This window comes from Mucilaginibacter sp. SG538B, assembly GCF_013376065.1.
In the GTDB taxonomy this organism is placed as follows: domain Bacteria; phylum Bacteroidota; class Bacteroidia; order Sphingobacteriales; family Sphingobacteriaceae; genus Mucilaginibacter; species Mucilaginibacter rubeus.
In genome coordinates this window covers 294,276-313,874 of record NZ_JABMJI010000001.1, presented here as the reverse complement: position 1 = coordinate 313,874, position 19,599 = coordinate 294,276, and the positions used below count along the sequence as shown (strand labels likewise).

Genomic DNA, 19,599 nt, shown 5'->3' with positions numbered 1-19,599 from the left:
GAAATTAGCATTTTATATTTACCGAAAAGCATGCTCCAGATAGTTTTGTTAGAGGATAATTTACATTACCGGCGCGGGCTGGAACAGATTATTCATGATATGAGCGGTGTAACTTTAATTGGTTCTTATTCCAATGCCGAAGCCGTATTAAAAAAAATTGACCAGCTTAAACCGGATATCTTTATCGTGGATATAAACCTCGAAGGCATGTCGGGCATTGAATTTATACGGCGGGCCAAGCCCTTTGTCCCGCATGCCGAATTTTTGATGTGCACCATCAACGATGACAACACCAATATTTTTGAATCCTTAAAAAGCGGCGCAACCGGCTATATGCTCAAAGAATCTTCGGCCGATGAGATTAGGAACGCCATTACCGAAATCGCTGCAGGCGGTTCGCCCATGAGCGCCTATATCTCGCGAAGGGTCATCGCATCATTCAATGCCGACACCGATAAACTGCCTGCCCCTGCTGCCGAAAGCCTCACCGAACGCGAGGTTGAAGTACTTAACCACCTGGCCCGCGGCCTCCAGTACAAAGAAATCGCCGATCGCCTCGATATCTCTACCGGAACCGTTAAAAAACACATCCGCAATACCTACATCAAACTGCAGGTACAAAATAAAGTAGAAGCTATTAATAAATTCCGCGCATTCTGATATACCACTTTTTCAGTATTGCAGGACTTAATGGTTAACGCTAATTTAGCGTTATAAAGAAACTAAAAGGCGTTGTTAAAATTAACTCCCTGTTGGTGATCTTTAAAGCCTAAACCTTATCACAATTGAAAGATCACACCGTGAAAGATGCCATCTAATTAAATCCTAAAACTACTGCCGGATTTTTTTTCTAACAGGATCAATAATAATCACTGCTTTAATCTGCACATTTGCACATCTGTAATTGGCATGCCTGCAATGATTATATCTGTCCCGCTCCGTATTATCGACCTGCATGACGATGGTTTCCACCCGCTGGTTGAAGTTATGCTGTTTGAAAAAACTTTTATTATGGTGCTGGATACCGGCGCGTCAAAAACCGCTTTTGATCAAACGGTGCTTTCAGAAGCCAATGAAACCATGAACATCTTAGCCAGCGATAAACTCTCCACTGGCCTCGGCACTAATACCATGGAATCTTTTACAGCAACAGTCAGCGACCTGCACATCGGCGACTTACCTATCGCCGAATTTGAAGTAGCTGTGCTTGATCTTTCCACCATTAATGTCGCCTACGGCCAAATGGGGCACCCGCAGGTACTGGGTGTTTTGGGCGGAGATATTTTAATGAAGTATAAAGCCGTTATTGATTATGGGAAACAGGTACTGAAACTAAAAAAGCCGTTGTCAAGCATACGCGGGGCTTTGTATATCCGAAGATAATGTTAACTAACCAACAAGCTGTGCTCCTAAAAACACTCATCCAGTTAAACAAAGCTATAATTGGCATAATAGTCAAAATGACAATTATAATTTCGATATCAATCGGATAAAAAGACAATAATTCCTAAAAAGAATATTTTTTTGTTATTTTCTATTAATAAATTCATAACATTTTATTTATATATTGCGTATAAGTTAATAGCGCTGGCCGGCTGCTGAAATTAATTCTACTTTTACATCTAAAACGTAACGAAAACAATGAAAAGAAAACTATTATTAGGGATCGGACTAAGCGTGCTTGTCGGAGTCTCTGTACTATTCTCCTGTTCAAAAGACAAGGCTGCAAAAACTACAACCACCAGCCCAACCGCTATTCCGGATGATGTACTGAAAAGTATTACAAACTTAGGCTTCAGCACCGATGAAGTGCGCAGGCAGGGCGATGGCTATCTTGTTGAAGGAGATATCCTGCTCACTAAAGCTAATTTAGCCGAAGCAAGCACCAGCCCTACCTTAAGAATTGCCGATGTTGAGCAGTACCGTACCACAAACCTGGTTAAAAATCTGCCCAGGACAGTAACCGTATCAGTTACAAACCTGCCTACTGTTTACCTTAACGCGGCTACCGCGGCGGTTGCACGTTACAATGCTTTAAACCTCACGCTTAAATTTCAAATGGTTAGCAGTGGCGGCACAATCGATATCATCGGCTTTAACGAGGGCCCAAGCGGCGGTTATATCACTTTAGGTTCATCAGGCTTCCCTACTTCATCGGGCGACCCGTATAGCCAAATCCAGATGAACACCAACGAACAGGCTTATGGCACTAACCCTGATCTGGGTTATGTAACATCAGTTATTCAGCACGAGTTGGGCCATTGTATCGGTTTCCGTCATACCGACTATATGAACCGCGCGTTCAGCTGCGGCGGCCGACATGTAAACGAAGGTTCGGCAGGCATAGGCGCTATCAACATTCCGGGCACACCAACCAAGGCAGATGCCGGCTCATGGATGTTAGCCTGCTCAAGCGGTACCGACCGTACGTTTAATGCCAACGATCAGATAGCGTTAAATTATTTATACTAATAACGCCTATAGTTGTTTTTTACATTTCAACTAAATAGCTTTATCAATAAAGGGGATGCTGCAGCTCCCCTTTATTGGTTTGATCACATTACCGCCTATGACAAAAAGACTACCTGTTACCATATTGCTCCTTTTTTTAAGCTTTAAAGTGTCATGGTCACAAAAACACATGAGCGACGAGGCAATTGTCTCACTTTATAAGGCAACATCTTTATCTCCGCAAAAAAATCCCAACCAGTATTACCTTGTAAAATTTAAAGATCCGGCACATATCGATAACCAGAAATACAATATCATCAAACGGGTTTCCTATAACTATTATGTAGTATCATCAGCCTCGGCTATCAAAAGCGATGCTAATATTATAAATAACAGCGCCGCTTCCCCCATCTGGAAAGCTTCGGATAACCTTGCGAAGAACTGGAAGCAGCATCCGGCACGCACACAAGCCGTTGAGGTTGCCGTTACCGCTGTCAATGACACGGTTATCAACCACATCCAACAGTCCGGAGCCATTACAGGCCAAACCGGCAACCTAATACGTCTTAACATCAAATTAGAAAACCTGCCTGCCTTACTTCAGCAGGACTATATATTATTTGCCAATGAGGTGCGCCAACCTCATGCAGAACTTGCCATTAGCGATATTGATCTTGGTTTAAATACCATGTCGGCCATAGGGGCTAATTTTCCGGGCATAACCGGATCCGGCATTAATGTTTCTGTAAAGGAAGACCGCTACGATAATGATCTCGACCTGTTAGGCCGCAGCTTCACATCCTTTAAAGCCTCTGATATCACATCGGGCCATGCTACCACCATGGCAACCCTCATAGGCGGCAACGGCAACTCTTATATCAAAGGCCTGGGAGTTTCACCCAAAGTAAATTTCACGTCATCATCTTTTGCACAATTAATGCCCGATAGCGCCGCCATTTTTAAATCATTCAGGATTTCGGTGCAAAACCACTCGTACGGTACCGGCATTGAAAATTATTACGGGGCCGAAAGTGCCGCTTATGATCAGCAGATTTTTGAAAATGATTCGCTGGTGCATGTATTTTCATCGGGCAATATCGGCACTTCTGCACCTGAAAGCGGGGTTTACAACGGTATAAGCGGGGTAGCCAACCTCTCGGGCGACTTTAAGCAGGCTAAAAATGTATTGGTGGTTGGCGGCACCGGCAGAACGGGTGCCCCCGAACCCTTAAGCTCGGCAGGACCCGCATATGATGGCCGCATCAAGCCCGAATTGATCGCGGATGGTGAGGATGGTACGTCTGGCGCTGCAGCCCTCGTATCAGGCACGGTAGCTTTGCTGCAGCAAGCTTATAAAACACAATATAAACAACTGCCATCTGCCGCGCTTATAAAAAGTGTACTCATTAACTCGGCCGATGAAACAGGCTCATCAGGTCCCAGCCATAAAACAGGCTATGGTTTATTGAATGCATTGGAAGCATTACGCACCATCAATGAAAAACGCATTTTTACCGGCTCGGTTAGCAATGCTACACAAACAGACTATTCCATAACGGTCCCCGCGAATTGCAGGGAGCTTAAAGTTTCATTGGCCTGGAATGACCCCGCGGCGGCCGTTAACGCACCATGGGCATTGGTAAATGATCTCGATCTTACTGTTACCACACCATCCGGGCAGCAAATTTTACCATGGGTGCTCAGCAGCTTCCCCTCTGCCGATTCGTTATCCGCCCCGGCAGAAAGACGAGTGGATACATTAAACAACACAGAACAGGTAAGCTTACAAAACCCGGCAGCAGGCATCTACATGGTGCATGTTAAGGGCAGAAAGGTTACTGCCGGTACACAAAAATTTCATGTTGCCCACCAGGAGACCATATCAAACCGATTTGAATGGATCTGCCCATCGGCCGGCGACCAGCTTTTTGCCGGCGAGGATAATTACCTGCGATGGCAAAGCTCATTCAATACCACATCGGGTACAATAAGCGTTAGCTATGATCACGGCCAAACCTGGCAGGCCATCAATAATGCCACCCTTAAAAACCGCTATTATACCTGGACAGCGCCCGATGTTTTTACCAAAACCATGCTTAAAATGGATATAGGCGGTCAAACTTTTACAAGCGCGGAGTTCAGCATTTCAAAACCTCTAACACTTGATATAGGATATAATTGCGCCGCCGGTACGCTTCTGCAATGGAAACCTCAGCCGGGCAGCACAGGCTATAGCGTTTATACTATTAAAGATAACCTGCTTCAAAAATTTGCATCAACCGCCGATACCAGCATCATTATACCGGCGCAGCAGCAAACTTCAACTTATTTTGCGGTGAGCGCCACAGGTAGTGGTTTTGAGGGGCTAAAAAGTTATACTATTAATGCTACCACGCAGGGGGTTGGCTGCTATGTAAAAACATTATTGGCAAATGTAGTTAACAATACCACTGTGCTCAACCTGCAGTTGGGCAGTGTTTATAATCTTAAATCCATCACATGGGAAAAAACTACAACTGCCGGCCAATACGTTACTTTAAATACCATCCCGGTTAGTACGACGGTGGATTATATATATACAGACAATAATCCCCGACAAGGCAAACAATATTACCGGGCAAAACTCACCACAATCAACGGCGATATCATCTACTCCAACATAGCCGATGCTGTTTATTTACAGCCCAACCAATTTGTTATATACCCCAACCCTGTTGCCGGCCAGATCAATATAATCAGCGGCGATATCAATAATTACGAATTTAAACTATACAGCATCGATGGTAAGTTAACCCTGGTTAAAAGCATCAATGAATTACAAAACACCATCCCCGTAAACCTCGTGGCAGGCATGTATGTTTATACCATCGAACTAAATGGCAAAGTAGTTTACAATGGTAAACTGATAACAAAAAAGCCCTCCGGTTAACCGAAGGGCTTCATATACTTGTTTATTGAAAATTATTGACTAACAAATTTCTTAGCGTTGATCTTACGTTCGTTTTCGTTAAGATAGATCTTACGCAAGCGGATGCTTTGCGGCGTAACCTCAATATACTCATCGGCCTGGATATATTCCATTGATTCCTCCAACGAGAATTTGATAGCCGGAGCAATCCTTACGTTGGTATCACTACCTGATGCACGCATGTTGGTTAACTGCTTGCCTTTGGTTAGGTTGATAACCAAATCGTTATCGCGAATGTGCTCACCTAAAATCTGGCCCTCATAAATATCAACTCCGGGATCAACGTGAAACCTGCCACGATCCTGTAATTTATCAATTGCGAAAGCAGTAGTTTTACCGGTATCCATTGATACCAATACACCATTTAAACGGCCCGGGATCTGACCTTTCCATGGTTCGTATGCTTTGAAACGGTGTGCCATGATAGCCTCGCCGCCTGTTGCAGTTAACACGTTGTTACGTAAACCGATGATGCCACGTGCAGGGATATCAAATTCAAGGTGTTGCAAATCGCCTTTAGGCTCCATGATCAACAAATCGCCTTTACGTTGAGTTACAAGTTCAATTACTTTACCTGCAACATCACCCGGTACGTCAACAATCAGGGTTTCAACCGGCTCACATTTAACACCGTTGATCTCTTTAATAATAACCTGCGGCTGACCAACCTGCAATTCATAACCTTCACGGCGCATAGTTTCGATCAATACTGATAAGTGAAGGATACCACGACCATAAACCAGGTATGAATCAGGCGATTCGGTTTCAACAACCTTAAGCGCCAGGTTTTTTTCCATCTCTTTGTACAAACGATCGCGCAGGTGGCGTGAAGTAACAAATTTACCTTCTTTACCAAAGAAAGGTGAAGTATTGATGGTGAACAACATGTTCATTGTTGGCTCATCAATTTTAATTACTTCCAGTTGTTCCGGGTTTTCAAAATCGGCAATGGTGTCACCAATATCAAAACCTTCAATACCAACTACGGCACAGATATCGCCCGAGCTAACTTCAGTAGCACGTACTTTACCCAAGCCTTCAAATGTATAAAGCTCTTTTATTCTTGATTTTTGGATGGTGCCGTCGCGTTTTACCAAAGATACCGGTTGGTTTTCCTTAATAGTACCACGTGCCACACGACCGATAGCGATACGACCTACGAAAGATGAATAATCTAACGAAGTGATCTGCATTTGTAAAGTACCTTCAGCAATAGGCGCCGGAGGAATGTTTTCCAAAATAGCATCCATTAACGGGAAAATATCCGTTGTTGGTTTTTTATAATCGGTGCTCATCCAGCCTTGTTTTGATGAACCGTAGATAACCGGGAAATCCAGCTGCTCTTCAGTAGCTTCAAGGTTGAAGAATAATTCAAAAATTTGTTCGTAAACTTCTTCGGGGCGGCAGTTCTCTTTATCAACTTTATTTACAACTACAATTGGCTTAAGGCCTAAAGCCAAAGCTTTTTGAGTTACGAAACGAGTTTGAGGCATAGCGCCTTCAAAAGCGTCGCAAAGTAATAATACACCATCGGCCATTTTCAATACACGCTCAACCTCGCCGCCAAAATCGGCGTGACCAGGGGTATCAATAATGTTGATCTTAACATCCTTATACCTTACAGATACGTTTTTTGAAACGATGGTGATACCACGCTCACGTTCAAGGTCATTGTTGTCAAGGATTAACTCTCCGGTTTGCTCATTGTCCCTGAAAATGGCACAGCTGTGCAGAATTTTATCAACCAAAGTAGTTTTACCGTGGTCAACGTGCGCTATAATCGCGATATTTCTTATTTTTTGCATGAAAATGCTCCCTAAAATTTGGCGCAAAGGTACGCTTAATATATGAGATTATAAAGCGTTTAGAAGTTATAGGTAATAATTAATGTAATCAAAGTATCAAAAGGCAGTTAATACCTTATCTCCCAAAAGCCCAAACCAAAAACCTGGCCATCGCCTTGCCCCAGGTAGCAGTGTCATGGGTACCTCCTACTACTTCAACATATTGAATTTCTTCCGGGCGTTTGAAACCTTTGGCTTCCATTTCCCTGATCAGATCTATTGTATCGTCAATGGCATCAATAATGCCGTTTTTATTACGGTCGCTGGTTTCATCTTTGGTACCGGTTTGCAGCCAGGCATTGATAGCCGGTTTGATTTTGGTTTCCCTGATCACCTGGTGCATTAATCTGTCGGCATCGGTATAGCCTTTAGCAAGGTCTTTTCCCCGCCACCAAAACGAACCTGAAAAAACGCCCGCTTTATCAAATAACACCGGGTTATTCCAAACAATATCAAAAGCAGATAAACCGCCGAGCGAAAAGCCTGCAAAAGCCGTTGTATCAAATTCGTTAAAACCGGTTAGCTGTTGTAGCTGCGGCAGCAATTCTTCTTTTATAAATTGAGTACATAGACCAGCCTTGGCACCCCGGCCTTTAAAATCGGGTTTACCGGCAATGCCATATTCATCCAGGCGGCTATCTCCGGCATGGATAGCTACGATCAGCACTGGCTTAAGGCGATTGGTATTATATAATGTTTCGAGCGTGGTTTTTAATCCGAGGTTTTCAAGCTCCTGTCCGTCATTAAGCAGCAGCAGGTTTAGCGGTTCGGCAATATCACTATCTTCCGGCTTCAGGATGGTTAAGGTCACTTCCCGCTCGAGTAGTGCCGAGGTTATATTTATTTCTTGTTCGGTTATTGTCATTTCAGTATCAAGCCAGGCCGGGTACATCTCTTTCTAAATTAAAATTAAGGGCGCAAAAATAAGCTATACTTTTTACTTTTTGGCGGCTAAGGATTAATATTATCAGGCTGTTGCCTTTTTCAAACAAACCTCCTAACTTACAATCATTATAAAAACTACAAGCTTTGACCGAAAAATTTCACCGCTGGCACTCACCCAACACCAACACCGACCTTGAAATGCTGGTTTTCGGCGACCGCGGTTATCCTGTGATCGTTTTCCCTACTACCAAAGGCCGCTATTATCAAAACAAAGATTTCGGCCTGATCGAGAGTGTAAAATGGTTTATTGATAATGGACTGGTGAAAATCTACTGCCCCGATACTATCGACGACCGCAGCTGGTACAATAAAGGCATCCACCCGGCCGACAGGGCCAAAACCTATGCAGGATACGATCGCATGTTGATAAACGAGCTCATCCCCTGGGCCATGCATGAAACAGGCGTTGGCAAGGTAGCTCTCGCCGGCTGTAGTTTTGGGGGCTATCATGCCGCCAATTTCGCGTTCAAACATCCTGAAAAGGTGAGGCATTTGTTTACCATGGGCGGGGCCTTTGATATTAAAATGTTTACCGATGGTTATTATGATGATAACATTTTTTATAATAACCCGGTCGATTTTTTGCCGGGCAGTAACCATCATGACCTTTGGCAAATGAACATTGTACTTGGTACATCCGAGTATGACATATGTAAAGGGTATAATATCCAGCTCTCAAATATTTTAAAACAAAAAAACATTAAACACTGGCTGGATATCCGCCCTTTTGCCAATCACGACTGGCCCATCTGGCGCGAAATGTTCCCACATTATTTATCAACGATTAAATAGAAACAAGAGATCAGGATTCAAGAAACAAGAAAATAAAAAGCAAGAGTTTAAGAGACAGGAAAAAAATGAAAAAATAAAGAGCAAGATTTACATCAACCTGAAACCCAAAGAAAAACAAACATAAAAACACCTACTACCATGAAAAAAATCGGTATCTTATTCGGACAGGAAGATTCGTTTCCGCAGGCATTTGTTGACCGCGTGAACCAAAAAGCAGAAAAAGGCATCAGTGCCGAGTTTGTGCGGCTCGATAAGGTAATGCAGGCCGAACCGCTTGACTATGCCGTGATCATCGATCGCATTTCGCAGGATGTGCCTTACTATCGCGCGGCCCTAAAAAACGCGGCTATTTGCGGTACAGCGGTAATCAACAACCCTTTTTGGTGGAGTGCCGACGAAAAGTTTTTTAACAACGCACTTGCGGTAAAAATTGGAGTGCCTGTACCTAAAACCGTAATTCTGCCATCAAAAGAATTGCCGGATGATACCACCAGCAAATCATTCCGTAACCTGGCTTACCCGCTTGATTGGAATGGCATTTTCAACTATGTAGGTTTCCCTGCCTATATGAAACCTTTTGACGGCGGCGGTTGGAAAGAAGTTTATAAGCTGGAAAATGAGAAAGATTTTTTCAGCAAATACGATAAAACCAAACAGTATGTAATGATGCTGCAGGAAGAGGTTATTTTTGACGATTACTTTCGCTGCTATTGCATTGGCGGCAAGCATGTGCGCATTATGCAGTATGAGCCGCGTAACCCGCACCACCTGCGCTATGAGCATGGTAAAGCACCTGCATCTAAAAAGCTATTGGACACCATTAAAGATTATGTGATAAAACTAAACCAATATTTAGGTTACGATTTTAATACAGTGGAGTTTGCTCTACGCGACGGCATCCCATACGCAATTGATTTTTGTAACCCCGCCCCCGATGCCGAAGTTACCAGCGTTGGCCAGGAAAACTTTGACTGGGTGGTTGAAACCGCCGCCGATTATGCCATTGAACGCGCAAAAAAACAAAAAGACGGCCTGGACAACCTTACCTGGGGCGAATTTGTAAAAACAGCAGCATCGAAAACACCTCTGGTGCCGGCCGTTAAAAAAGCCCCGGTTAAAGCTGAGGTTTCGGTAGCTAAAGTTGACCATGCTATTGAAGCAGAAGGAAAAGTAAAGAAAGCTAAAGCACCGGTTGCAAAAGTCGCTGTTACAAAAGAGCCGGTATCAAAAGCAGCCGCTGTAAAAGAACCGGTTGTGAAAGCCGCTGCCGTAAAAGAAAAAGCAGCGCCTAAGCCTAAAAAGGCAGCTAAAAAATAATATTAAGTCATGCCGAACTTGTTTCGGCACCTCACCTGCTAAGTTAAACTTGCAAAGTCTATAACTGCATTGGGGTGCTGAAACAAGTTCAGCATGACATAATTAAAAGGGTGTCATACTGAGCTTGTCGAAGTATGGCAGGCAGGGCCTCCACGCGCGAGTCTTCGACAGGCTCAGACTCACAGGCTTCCTTTTTTCTGAGTCTGCCTGATTTAAACACTCAGTATGACGTTTTTTAATACTAACCCTAACCAATAATGAACGAATTTACCTTAGGTGTTGAAGAAGAATTTATGGTGATTGATCCCGTATCACGGGAACTCAAATCGCATGAGCAAAGAATTGTGGATGCCGCCCAAAAGATCCATGAAGACCAGGTAAAAGCCGAAATGCACCAGGCTGTGGTTGAGGTGGGTACCCATATTTGCCGCAATACCCAGGAAGCCCGCAAAGAGGTAAGTAAGCTTCGTACCACGGTAGCGCAACTGGCGGGTGATATTGGTCTGCGGATTGGCGCCGCGGGTACACACCCGTTTTCGCACTGGCAGCATCAATTAATTACCGATAACCCCAGGTATTTTGAAATTGTGGATGAGATGCAGGAGGCGGCCCGCTCCAACCTCATTTTTGGTTTACATGTGCATGTTGGCATCCAGTCGCGCGATATGGCTATTCATATTGCCAACCAGGTACGCTATTTTTTACCGCATGTGTATGCCCTTTCAACCAATTCGCCGTTTTGGGAGGGGCGAAACACGGGCTTCAAATCATTCCGTACCAAGGTTTTTGATAAGTTTCCTCGTACCGGCATCCCCGATTATTTCAGCAGCATTGAGGAGTACGACCGCTACATTAAACTGCTGGTAAAAACCAATTGCATTGATAACGCCAAAAAAATCTGGTGGGATATCCGGGTACATCCTTTCTTTGAGACTATTGAGTTCCGCATTTGCGACTGCCCTATGCTGGTTGATGAAACCATTGCGTTTACCGCTTTATTCCAGGCTTTATGTGCCAAGTTGTACAAGCTCAGGGCGCAAAACATGAAGTTCATTAATTATTCGCGGGCGCTTATTAATGAAAATAAATGGCGCGCCGCCCGTTACGGTATCGACGGTAAAATGATTGATTTTGGTAAGGAAATGGAGGTAAATACCCGATCGTTAATATTGGAACTACTTGATTTTGTAGACGATGTAGTTGATGAGCTTGGCTCACGCGATGACCTGCAATATGTACACAATATCCTGGAGCATGGCACCGGAGCCGACAGGCAGCTGGCTATTTATCAGCAAAACAATAACTTTGCCGACGTGGTGGATTATATCACCTCACAAACATTGAAGGGGTTGTAAGGCCCACTCAAACCCTCCCCGGAAGGGAGGGCTTAAAACAGTTTGGGATATATAAAAGGTAAATTATTTTAACACTAAAACAAAAAAGTCTCCCCTACCGGGGGAGATTTAGAGGGGCTTATGAAACCGGAAATAAAAGTAGCCATACTTGACTTGTATGATGGGATAGCGAACGAGGGGATGCGCGGTTTCCAGGACATTTTAAAACGTTACAGGGCTGAACACAACTTGAATTTAAGTTACCAGATCTTTGATGTACGCCGTAAATGCGAAATGCCGGGCACCAGTTTTGATATCTATATTTCAAGTGGAGGCCCGGGTAACCCGTTAGAAACTGAAGGTACCGAGTGGGAAAAGAAATACTTTAACCTGGTTAATAAACTGGAAGATCATAACCTGTCCAACAACAGCAACAAAAAACATGTGTTCTTTGTGTGCCACTCGTTTCAGTTAATGTGCCGCCATTACAAGCTGGGCGATATCAATATGCGGCGTTCGCCGTCGTTTGGCGTACTGCCGGTAAATAAAACCGGGCTTGGGTTAAATGAGCCATTATTTGAAGGTTTAGCCGAACCATTTTACGCTGTTGATTCGCGCAGCTGGCAGGTGATCAACCCTGATGAAAAACGCTTTAAAGAGCTGGGCATGCAACTGGTTGCGATAGAAAAAGAACGGCCGCATGTTGATTTGCCAAGGGCGATGATGGCGATCAGATATAACGATTACTTCTTTGCCACACAATTTCACCCCGAGGCCGATGCCGGAGGAATGAAGGGGATGCTGCTTCGCGAAGAAAAAAAGGACGAAGTCATCAGCGAACATGGCGAGGTTAAATACCATGAGATGCTGGAACGCCTCGACGATCCGGATAAAATAACGTATACTCAGCGTACACTGATCCCTAATTTTTTGGATATGGCGGTTAGCCCCACCCAACCCTCCACTAAAAGTAGCGGGCTCTTAGAGGTTAAAGAAGAATAAATAGTTTATTATAAATCATAATAAGAAAATCTCCCATGAAAGGGAGATTTAGAGGGGCTAATCATGAATCCATCAATCAGAAAAGTATTCAACGAAAAGTTTAGCACAGAAAAGTACAGCCAGTTTCTTGACAAACTCAATAGTGACTTAAAAGAACCCGTTCCTTTCCGTGTTGCGGAACCCCCCGTTTTTTTAACTGCTGATTTCCGTGATAAGCTTATCTCCGCCGGCAATGATATTGTTGATACTATCCTCAAGCCCAATTTCAAAGAACTTACAGAGCGGGCCATACCTGATTTTTGGCGGGTATCCAATGAAAATGATCATCCTCATTTTATCGCACTTGATTTTGGGATCTGTAAAGATGAGCAGGGTAATATAGTGCCAAAACTTATTGAATTGCAGGGATTTCCTTCACTTTACAGTTTCCAGGTGCATCTGGGAGATACTTATCAGGAGGTTTATGATATCCCCGCGGATGAAACCATCTTTTTTGGGGGACTGAAGGAGGACAGTTACCTCGATCTGCTCAAAAAAACTATTCTTGGCCCTTACCAGCCCGATGAAGTTGTATTAATGGACGTAAACGCCCCGGAGCAAAAAACAGCAGTTGATTTTTATCTCACACAAAAATACATTGGTACGCCGGTGGTATCGTTGAGCGATCTGATCCAGGATGGCAAAAAGCTTTATTACATGGCAGGCGATCAAAAGAAACCAATTAAGCGTATCTACAATCGTCTTATTTTTGATGAAATAGCCGGTGATCCGGATATTTTTACCAAAGTGGCCGATATCAGGCAGCCCCTTGAGGTTGAATGGATCACTCATCCCAACTGGTTTTATCGGGTCAGTAAATTCACCATGCCTTTTTTAACAGGCAATTACATTCCCAAAACTCAGTTTTTGCACCAGTTAGAACAAATCCCTGCCAATTTGGAAAACTATGTGCTTAAACCGTTGTTCTCCTTTGCGGGTCAGGGTGTAATTATCGATATTAGTAAGGAAGACATAACAACTATTACAGATCCTGAAAACTGGATTTTACAGGAAAAGGTAAATTACGAACCTGTTGTACAATCGCCGGAAGGCGGCGTAAAGGCCGAGATCAGGTTGCTTTATCTCTGGCCCGATGGGGATAAAAAACCCACACTTGCCATAAACCTTGCGCGGTTAAGCCGTGGAAAAATGATAGGCGTACGTTATAATAAAGATTACAACTGGGTTGGCGGCACGGTTGCTTTTATGCCCCGTTAAACTTTGTACTAATTACCCTGTCTGTACGTATATATTAAATAATGCTTAATTTTGTCTTTATGAATATGCAGATCATCATTATCGCGATACTTTTTGCAGGCGCTGTTTTTTACATTGGCCGTATGATGTACAGGGCGCTTACTACTAAAAAAAGCTGCGGCGGCAATTGCAAATGCGGTGTTGATTTTTCAGGTATCGAACCCGGAAAAACCACCAAATAATGCCCAATTCTTATTTCATACAATCTTCATAAGTAACCCATACTTTTAATAAAGTAATTTTTCTTAATGTCATCAAGCAAGCAAGTTTTTCAGGCTGATAATCCCGGTAGGTGGAACCGTTTTAAATGGTTGAGCCGTGTACTACTGGCTGCATTGATTATTGGTATAATAGCCGTTATTGTTACTATCCGCTCAACCTATTACCCCGAGCTTCCCAACCTTAACCCTGCTCCCAAAAAAATGACCAGGGAGGAACTCGAGCAATTAAAAAAGTCAACGAAGTTCAAATCGTTCAAAATTCAAAAATCTGAAATAGAAGCACTTGAGAGGGCAAAAAAATTACACCAGCTTAAACAACCTAACAATAAAGACCGTATAAACGCCGCTTTTTATCGTGCGTGGGAACCCCAGGCTTATAACTCGCTGGTGGTGAATATTGGCCACCTGGATATGGTAGTGAGCGAAGGCTTTTCTATATTACCTAAAACTGATACCGTTGTAACCAAGCTCGATACCGGGCTGATGAACCTCAATAAAAAATACAACAAGCCGATTATTGTATCACTGTCAAACTACGTAAACTACAACAACACACATGGCGGCTATGATACTAAAGATGTAGACCGTATTGTTAACAATAAAACACTTCGTAGTAATTTTATTAACAGCATAGCTAACTCGCTCACCAAAAACAAGTTGAAGGGAGTCAATGTTGATTTTGATGAGCTAAGGGACCGCAACAGTAAAAATTACATAGCCTTTCAAAATGAGCTCTACACAACCTTGCATACCAAAGGTTTCCTGGTTACTCAAAACGTAGTGCCGGAGGATGAAAGCTTTGATATCACAAAGCTCCAGCATGTAAACGATTTCCTGTTCATCATGGCTATTGATGAACATTATGAAGCAACTAATGCCGGCGATCTTTCAAATCAGCGCTGGGTTGAGCAAATCCTCGATGATGTATGTTCGAAAGTTCCGTCAGAAAAAATAATTTTAACATTCGCAGGCGGCGCCTATGACTGGCCCGAAGGCAGTGTAGGTAAAACTATCGGTTATCAGCAGGCTATCAGTACCGCCGAAGAGCAAAAAAGCAAAATCACGTTTGATCCTAATTCGGCCAACCTGCACTTTACTTACATGGACAAGGACAGCCTTGACCATACCATTTACTTTACAGACGCGGCAACAAACTTTAATGTAATCCGCATGGCCGACGACTGGGCCACCGGCGGCGTGGCTTTATGGCGTTTAGGTGCCGAAGATCCGCGTTTGTGGACATTTTTCCAGAAAAACCTGTCGATAGACTCATTGAAAAAAACAGGTGTGGATATGCGGAAACTTACATCTGTAGGGTTAAACAACCGTGTAAATGTTGACTACGATGGTGATGGCGAGGTGCTTGACCTCATTACCACGCCTACCACCGGGGTAATTAATGTAAAAATGGATACCTCTACGTTTACCATTCTCGATCAGCATTATATAAAACTTCCCACTAAATATGTGATCCGCAGGTATGGTTATGCTCCTAAGAAAGTAGTTTTAACTTTTGATGATGGCCCCGACCCCGATTTTACCCCACGTATTTTAGATATCCTTAAAGCCGAAAAGGTACCGGCAGCATTCTTTGTTGTGGGTTCCATGGCCGAAAAAAACATACAGTTGCTGCGGCGCGAATACGAAGAAGGCTATGAAATAGGCAATCACACGTTTTTCCACCCCGATATTTCAACCATCAGCTTAAAAAGGGTGATCCTGGAGCTTAACTCCACGCGTAAACTTATTGAATCGGTAACCGGCCGAAGCACTATCCTGTTCCGCCCGCCATTTAATGCCGATGCCGAGCCGCAAACCCTTGCCGAGGTTATTCCGGTTGCAGAAAGCCGTCGTCAAAGTTATATCACCATCGGCGAATCTATCGATCCCTGGGATTGGCAGCCCGGCGTAACTGCCGATAGTATTATTGCCCGCACCATAAGGCAAAAAGATAACGGATCGATGATATTACTGCATGATGCAGGAGGTGATACCCGTGAAGAGACCGTTAAAGCCCTTCCTGCAATCATTCATTACTTTAAATCGCAAGGATACCAGTTTACCACCATTGCCGATGTACTGGGCAAAACTAAGGATGATCTGATGCCGCCGATTAAACCAGATCCAAGCACAGGCATTTTCGGGCCCGCCTATGATGTTTTTATTCATGGTTATTACTATATAAACTGGGCGCTGATCTATATATTCCTGTCGGCTATATTCCTGGCTATTGGCCGCATTGTGCTTATTGGCATTTTGGCTGTAAGGCAGCGAAGCGTGGATAAAAAATCCAAAAAGCTTGATCGCAATACCGATGTGATGCCTGCGGTGAGCATCATTGTTCCTGCTTACAACGAGGAAGTTAACGCAGTAGCAACAATACAAAGCTTGCTTAAAACCGATTATCCATCGTTCGAGATCATTTTTGTTGATGACGGATCAAAAGATAAAACATTTGAGGTTGTAGAATCCGCCTATAAAGGTAATCCGCTCATCAAGATCCTAACCAAACCAAACGGAGGTAAGGCATCAGCATTAAACTTTGGTATCACCCATGCCCAAAATGATTTTGTGGTTTGTATTGATGCTGATACCCAACTCAAAACTGATGCTGTTTATCAGCTCATGACCTACTTTACCGATGAGGAAATAGGTGCTGTGGCCGGAACGGTTAAAGTTGGCAACGAAACCAATATCATCACCCGCTGGCAGTCGATAGAGTATATTACTGCGCAAAATATGGACCGCCGCGCGTTTGATCTCATCAATAGTATTACGGTTGTACCGGGGGCTATTGGTGCGTTCCGTAAATCGGCTATTTTCCGTGCAGGCGGGTTCACCTATGATACTCTTGCCGAGGATTGTGATCTTACCATGCGTATCCTGAAACAAGGCTACGTAGTGCGTAACTGCGCCGAAGCCATTGCTTATACCGAAGCGCCGGAGACGATAAACATGTTGCTTAAACAGCGTTTTCGTTGGAGTTTTGGTGTGATGCAAAGTTTCTGGAAAAACCGCGACGCGCTGTTTAACAAAAAGTACAAGTTCTTCGGGATGGTGGGGATGCCAAACATCCTTATCTTCCAGATCATATTGCCGCTGTTTTCCCCTCTGGCAGATTTGATGATGCTATTCGCCCTGTTCGGTGAAAAACCCGAAAAGATGCTGCTTTATTACGTAGCATTTGTGGTGGTTGATTTTATAGTAGGTATCATCGCTTTCCGGATGGAAAAGGAAGACTACAAGAAACTCATCTATATCATTCCGCAGCGTTTTATGTGGCGGCAGTTAATGTATTACGTGCTGTTTAAATCGCTACGAAAAGCATTGAAAGGCGAATTGAGCGGATGGGGAGTGCTTAAGCGTACGGGTAATGTGAAAGTTGATGGTTCGGGAAGCAAAAAAGCGCAGCCGATATATATGATAATTGGCGTGGCGATAGTTGCGGCAATTGTGTATTTGTTGTATAAACATTATAGTTAGAATTAAAAGAGCCTGTAGTTACAAACTACAACAGATTCGACGTCAGAGACTTCGAATAGCATTTTCTTTTCAATTCCGCTGTCCGAAGTCGGAGACTTCGGACGACTATGCCCTTAGTTTGTAACTACAGATTGCTTCCTTACTCCCTTTCAATCAAACAAACCGCATAAGCCACAACGCCCTCCTCCCTACCGATAAAACCCATTTGCTCGTTGGTAGTAGCTTTAATGGAAATATCTTCTTCGCTAATAGCCGCAGCTTCGGCTATGTAGGTTTTCATTGCCGGGATATGCGGGTTGATCTTCGGAGCCTCAAGACATACCATGGCATCGATATTGCCAATAACAAACCCTTTTTCTTTGATCAGGGCAACTACATGCTGCAAAAGGACCAGGCTGCTGATGCCTTTCCAACGGTCGTCTTTATTTGAAAAGTGAAAACCTATATCGCGCAGGTTTGCTGCACCCAGCAGGGCATCACAAATTGCGTGTAACAATACATCGGCATCTGAGTGGCCATAAGCACCGGCATGGTGCTCAAGTTTAACCCCGCCTAAAACAAATGGGTGATTTTCCTTTAACTGGTGTACATCAAACCCAAAACCTACCTTAATTTTACCCATTATCTTTTAGAAGCATTTGTTGTACCGCCAAAATTTGCCGACAAGGTGAAGCGCAAAGTATTGGCCAGGGCACTATTTTGCTGGCTGGCTGCCAGGTACGAAAAATCAAAATCAAAAACACTGTACTTAAACCCAATACCCATGGTAACATAATGCCTGTCGCCTTTGTTGGGGTTTTCATAAAAATAGCCTGCCCGTACAGCAAACTGTTTGTTGTACCAATATTCAACACCCGGCGAAAAGCTGATCTCTTTCAACTCTTCACTGAAACCACCCGGTGCATCGCCAAACGACTGAAAAAGACCCGCCGGCACCGATACATTATCATCCTTGCCTTTAATGATCTTACCATCTTTGTCGCGCAGGGGCGGGGTTGGTACCAGCAGTTTGTTGATGTCAAAGGTTGCTGTAAACTCATTAACATCATCTAACTGCCAGGTGTTAGCCACCCCTAATTTCAAATTGGCCGGCAAAAAATACTTGTTGCCCACATCGCTGTAGCTGATTTTTGTACCAATATTTGAAATGTGTGTTCCAAAAGCAAAAGTGTTGCCGTCACCATAAGGCGCCGTGTAGTATAGTGAAACATCTGCGGCAAAAGCATTGCCGGCTTTTGCCGCCTGGCTTGAGCCGGTGGCAAACGAAATACTTGATATATTGGAATGAATATACCGGGCAGTCAGCCCCAGTGAAAAATTATCGCCAAACTTGCGGGCAAATGAAACATCTAACGAATACTCGTTTGGCGTGTAAGTACCCTGGTCGTTTGTATTATCGTCGGTAAGCTGAATGGAACCATAATTAAAATAGCGGAGCGAAGCACCTATTGTATTCCGCTCATCAATTTTATGGGCATAGCTCAGGTATGATAAGCTGATATCAGGCACAAGATGCCTTAACCAGGGGCTATATGATACAGATAACGCATCATTACTTTCTAAAAATGCAAGCTTTGACGGATTCCAAAAATTCGCATTTACATCCGGCGACAAAGCCACGCCCGCATCCCCCATAGCCCCCGAACGCGAATCAGGTGAAATATTTAAAAACGGGACTTCGGTGGGAATTGCATTGATATTACTTCCGTTAGGATTTGTTTGCGCAGCCGCAGCAAGTGGCAACAAAAATGGTGTAATAATAGCAAGGCCTCGAAATGTAAAAAACTTCATTTGTAGGAGTTAGGTTTTAACAATTTGTATTTTATAACTATGGGACCATGACTTGCTTCACATTTTCAAGTCCGCACTTTTGCTGAAAGTTAAATCAAAAATTTAAATCAACGCAACTAATTTCATTAATTTTTCGTTAAAACCCCTGATAATTG

The 19,599-nt window shown here is 43.6% G+C and carries 15 protein-coding genes; 11 read left to right on the top strand and 4 right to left on the bottom strand.

Translation table 11 applies throughout. The features are described 5' to 3' along the window. Nucleotides 1–30 precede the first annotated feature (30 nt). From FHW88_RS01215 to FHW88_RS01200, 4 genes are all read left to right on the top strand, one after another. Entirely contained in the window at nt 31–660 is a 630-nt protein-coding gene (locus FHW88_RS01215) for a response regulator (RefSeq protein WP_176622502.1), read from the top strand. Between the two features lie 249 nt (nt 661–909). Next, entirely contained in the window at nt 910–1,383 is a 474-nt protein-coding gene (locus tag FHW88_RS01210) for an aspartyl protease family protein (protein ID WP_218117110.1), read from the top strand. Between the two features lie 258 nt (nt 1,384–1,641). After that, on the top strand, nt 1,642–2,472 hold the full coding sequence (locus FHW88_RS01205; protein WP_090533853.1) for a M57 family metalloprotease: 831 nt from the start codon (nt 1,642–1,644) through the stop codon (nt 2,470–2,472). A 97-nt stretch (nt 2,473–2,569) separates the two neighbouring features. After that, a complete protein-coding gene (locus FHW88_RS01200) occupies nt 2,570–5,380 on the top strand; it encodes a S8 family peptidase (protein ID WP_176622500.1) in 2,811 nt (936 codons plus the stop codon). Nucleotides 5,381–5,412: 32 nt separating this feature from the next. Here the strand turns inward: FHW88_RS01200 and typA are convergent, their stop codons facing one another. Further along, nucleotides 5,413–7,224, bottom strand: a complete 1,812-nt coding sequence (typA, locus tag FHW88_RS01195; protein WP_176622498.1) for a translational GTPase TypA — start codon at nt 7,222–7,224, stop codon at nt 5,413–5,415. Between the two features lie 115 nt (nt 7,225–7,339). After that, nucleotides 7,340–8,128 (bottom strand): alpha/beta hydrolase, encoded by a 789-nt coding sequence (locus FHW88_RS01190; RefSeq protein WP_255485191.1) that lies wholly within the window; start codon nt 8,126–8,128, stop codon nt 7,340–7,342. 164 nt (nt 8,129–8,292) lie between these two features. Between FHW88_RS01190 and FHW88_RS01185 the strand changes: the two genes are divergently transcribed. From FHW88_RS01185 to FHW88_RS01155, 7 genes are all read left to right on the top strand, one after another. Then, nucleotides 8,293–9,000 (top strand): esterase family protein, encoded by a 708-nt coding sequence (locus FHW88_RS01185; RefSeq protein ID WP_176622494.1) that lies wholly within the window; start codon nt 8,293–8,295, stop codon nt 8,998–9,000. Nucleotides 9,001–9,138: 138 nt separating this feature from the next. Further along, entirely contained in the window at nt 9,139–10,317 is a 1,179-nt protein-coding gene (locus FHW88_RS01180; protein WP_176622492.1) for a RimK family alpha-L-glutamate ligase, read from the top strand. 257 nt (nt 10,318–10,574) lie between these two features. Beyond that, entirely contained in the window at nt 10,575–11,672 is a 1,098-nt protein-coding gene (locus tag FHW88_RS01175) for a carboxylate-amine ligase (protein ID WP_176622490.1), read from the top strand. Nucleotides 11,673–11,792: 120 nt separating this feature from the next. Next, nucleotides 11,793–12,653 (top strand): type 1 glutamine amidotransferase, encoded by an 861-nt coding sequence (locus tag FHW88_RS01170; protein ID WP_176622488.1) that lies wholly within the window; start codon nt 11,793–11,795, stop codon nt 12,651–12,653. A 63-nt stretch (nt 12,654–12,716) separates the two neighbouring features. Continuing rightward, complete coding sequence (locus tag FHW88_RS01165; RefSeq protein ID WP_176622486.1) at nt 12,717–13,910, top strand: hypothetical protein; 1,194 nt, start codon at nt 12,717–12,719, stop codon at nt 13,908–13,910. A 41-nt stretch (nt 13,911–13,951) separates the two neighbouring features. Then, entirely contained in the window at nt 13,952–14,131 is a 180-nt protein-coding gene (locus tag FHW88_RS01160) for a FeoB-associated Cys-rich membrane protein (protein ID WP_243770706.1), read from the top strand. Nucleotides 14,132–14,197: 66 nt separating this feature from the next. Beyond that, entirely contained in the window at nt 14,198–17,653 is a 3,456-nt protein-coding gene (locus FHW88_RS01155; RefSeq protein WP_176622484.1) for a glycosyltransferase, read from the top strand. A gap of 139 nt (nt 17,654–17,792) precedes the next feature. Here the strand turns inward: FHW88_RS01155 and ispF are convergent, their stop codons facing one another. Together ispF and porV are read right to left on the bottom strand one after the other, a co-directional pair. Continuing rightward, nucleotides 17,793–18,275: a 2-C-methyl-D-erythritol 2,4-cyclodiphosphate synthase gene (gene ispF / locus FHW88_RS01150; protein WP_090533876.1), complete on the bottom strand. Its 483-nt coding sequence runs from the start codon at nt 18,273–18,275 to the stop codon at nt 17,793–17,795. Further along, on the bottom strand, nt 18,275–19,444 hold the full coding sequence (porV, locus tag FHW88_RS01145; RefSeq protein ID WP_090533878.1) for a type IX secretion system outer membrane channel protein PorV: 1,170 nt from the start codon (nt 19,442–19,444) through the stop codon (nt 18,275–18,277). The genes ispF and porV overlap by 1 nt, the downstream gene beginning before the upstream one ends. Between the last annotated feature and the right edge of the window lie 155 nt (nt 19,445–19,599).

Bases quoted from the DNA above. Each gene is read 5' to 3' on its own strand.
- FHW88_RS01215 (WP_176622502.1), top strand. From the start codon at position 31: ATGCTCCAGATAGTTTTGTTAGAGGATAATTTACATTACCGGCGCGGG.
- FHW88_RS01210 (WP_218117110.1), top strand. From the start codon at position 910: ATGCCTGCAATGATTATATCTGTCCCGCTCCGTATTATCGACCTGCAT.
- FHW88_RS01205 (WP_090533853.1), top strand. From the start codon at position 1,642: ATGAAAAGAAAACTATTATTAGGGATCGGACTAAGCGTGCTTGTCGGA.
- FHW88_RS01200 (WP_176622500.1), top strand. From the start codon at position 2,570: ATGACAAAAAGACTACCTGTTACCATATTGCTCCTTTTTTTAAGCTTT.
- typA (WP_176622498.1), bottom strand. From the start codon at position 7,224: ATGCAAAAAATAAGAAATATCGCGATTATAGCGCACGTTGACCACGGT.
- FHW88_RS01190 (WP_255485191.1), bottom strand. From the start codon at position 8,128: ATGACAATAACCGAACAAGAAATAAATATAACCTCGGCACTACTCGAG.
- FHW88_RS01180 (WP_176622492.1), top strand. From the start codon at position 9,139: ATGAAAAAAATCGGTATCTTATTCGGACAGGAAGATTCGTTTCCGCAG.
- FHW88_RS01175 (WP_176622490.1), top strand. From the start codon at position 10,575: ATGAACGAATTTACCTTAGGTGTTGAAGAAGAATTTATGGTGATTGAT.
- FHW88_RS01170 (WP_176622488.1), top strand. From the start codon at position 11,793: ATGAAACCGGAAATAAAAGTAGCCATACTTGACTTGTATGATGGGATA.
- FHW88_RS01165 (WP_176622486.1), top strand. From the start codon at position 12,717: ATGAATCCATCAATCAGAAAAGTATTCAACGAAAAGTTTAGCACAGAA.
- FHW88_RS01160 (WP_243770706.1), top strand. From the start codon at position 13,952: ATGCTTAATTTTGTCTTTATGAATATGCAGATCATCATTATCGCGATA.
- FHW88_RS01155 (WP_176622484.1), top strand. From the start codon at position 14,198: ATGTCATCAAGCAAGCAAGTTTTTCAGGCTGATAATCCCGGTAGGTGG.
- ispF (WP_090533876.1), bottom strand. From the start codon at position 18,275: ATGGGTAAAATTAAGGTAGGTTTTGGGTTTGATGTACACCAGTTAAAG.
- porV (WP_090533878.1), bottom strand. From the start codon at position 19,444: ATGAAGTTTTTTACATTTCGAGGCCTTGCTATTATTACACCATTTTTG.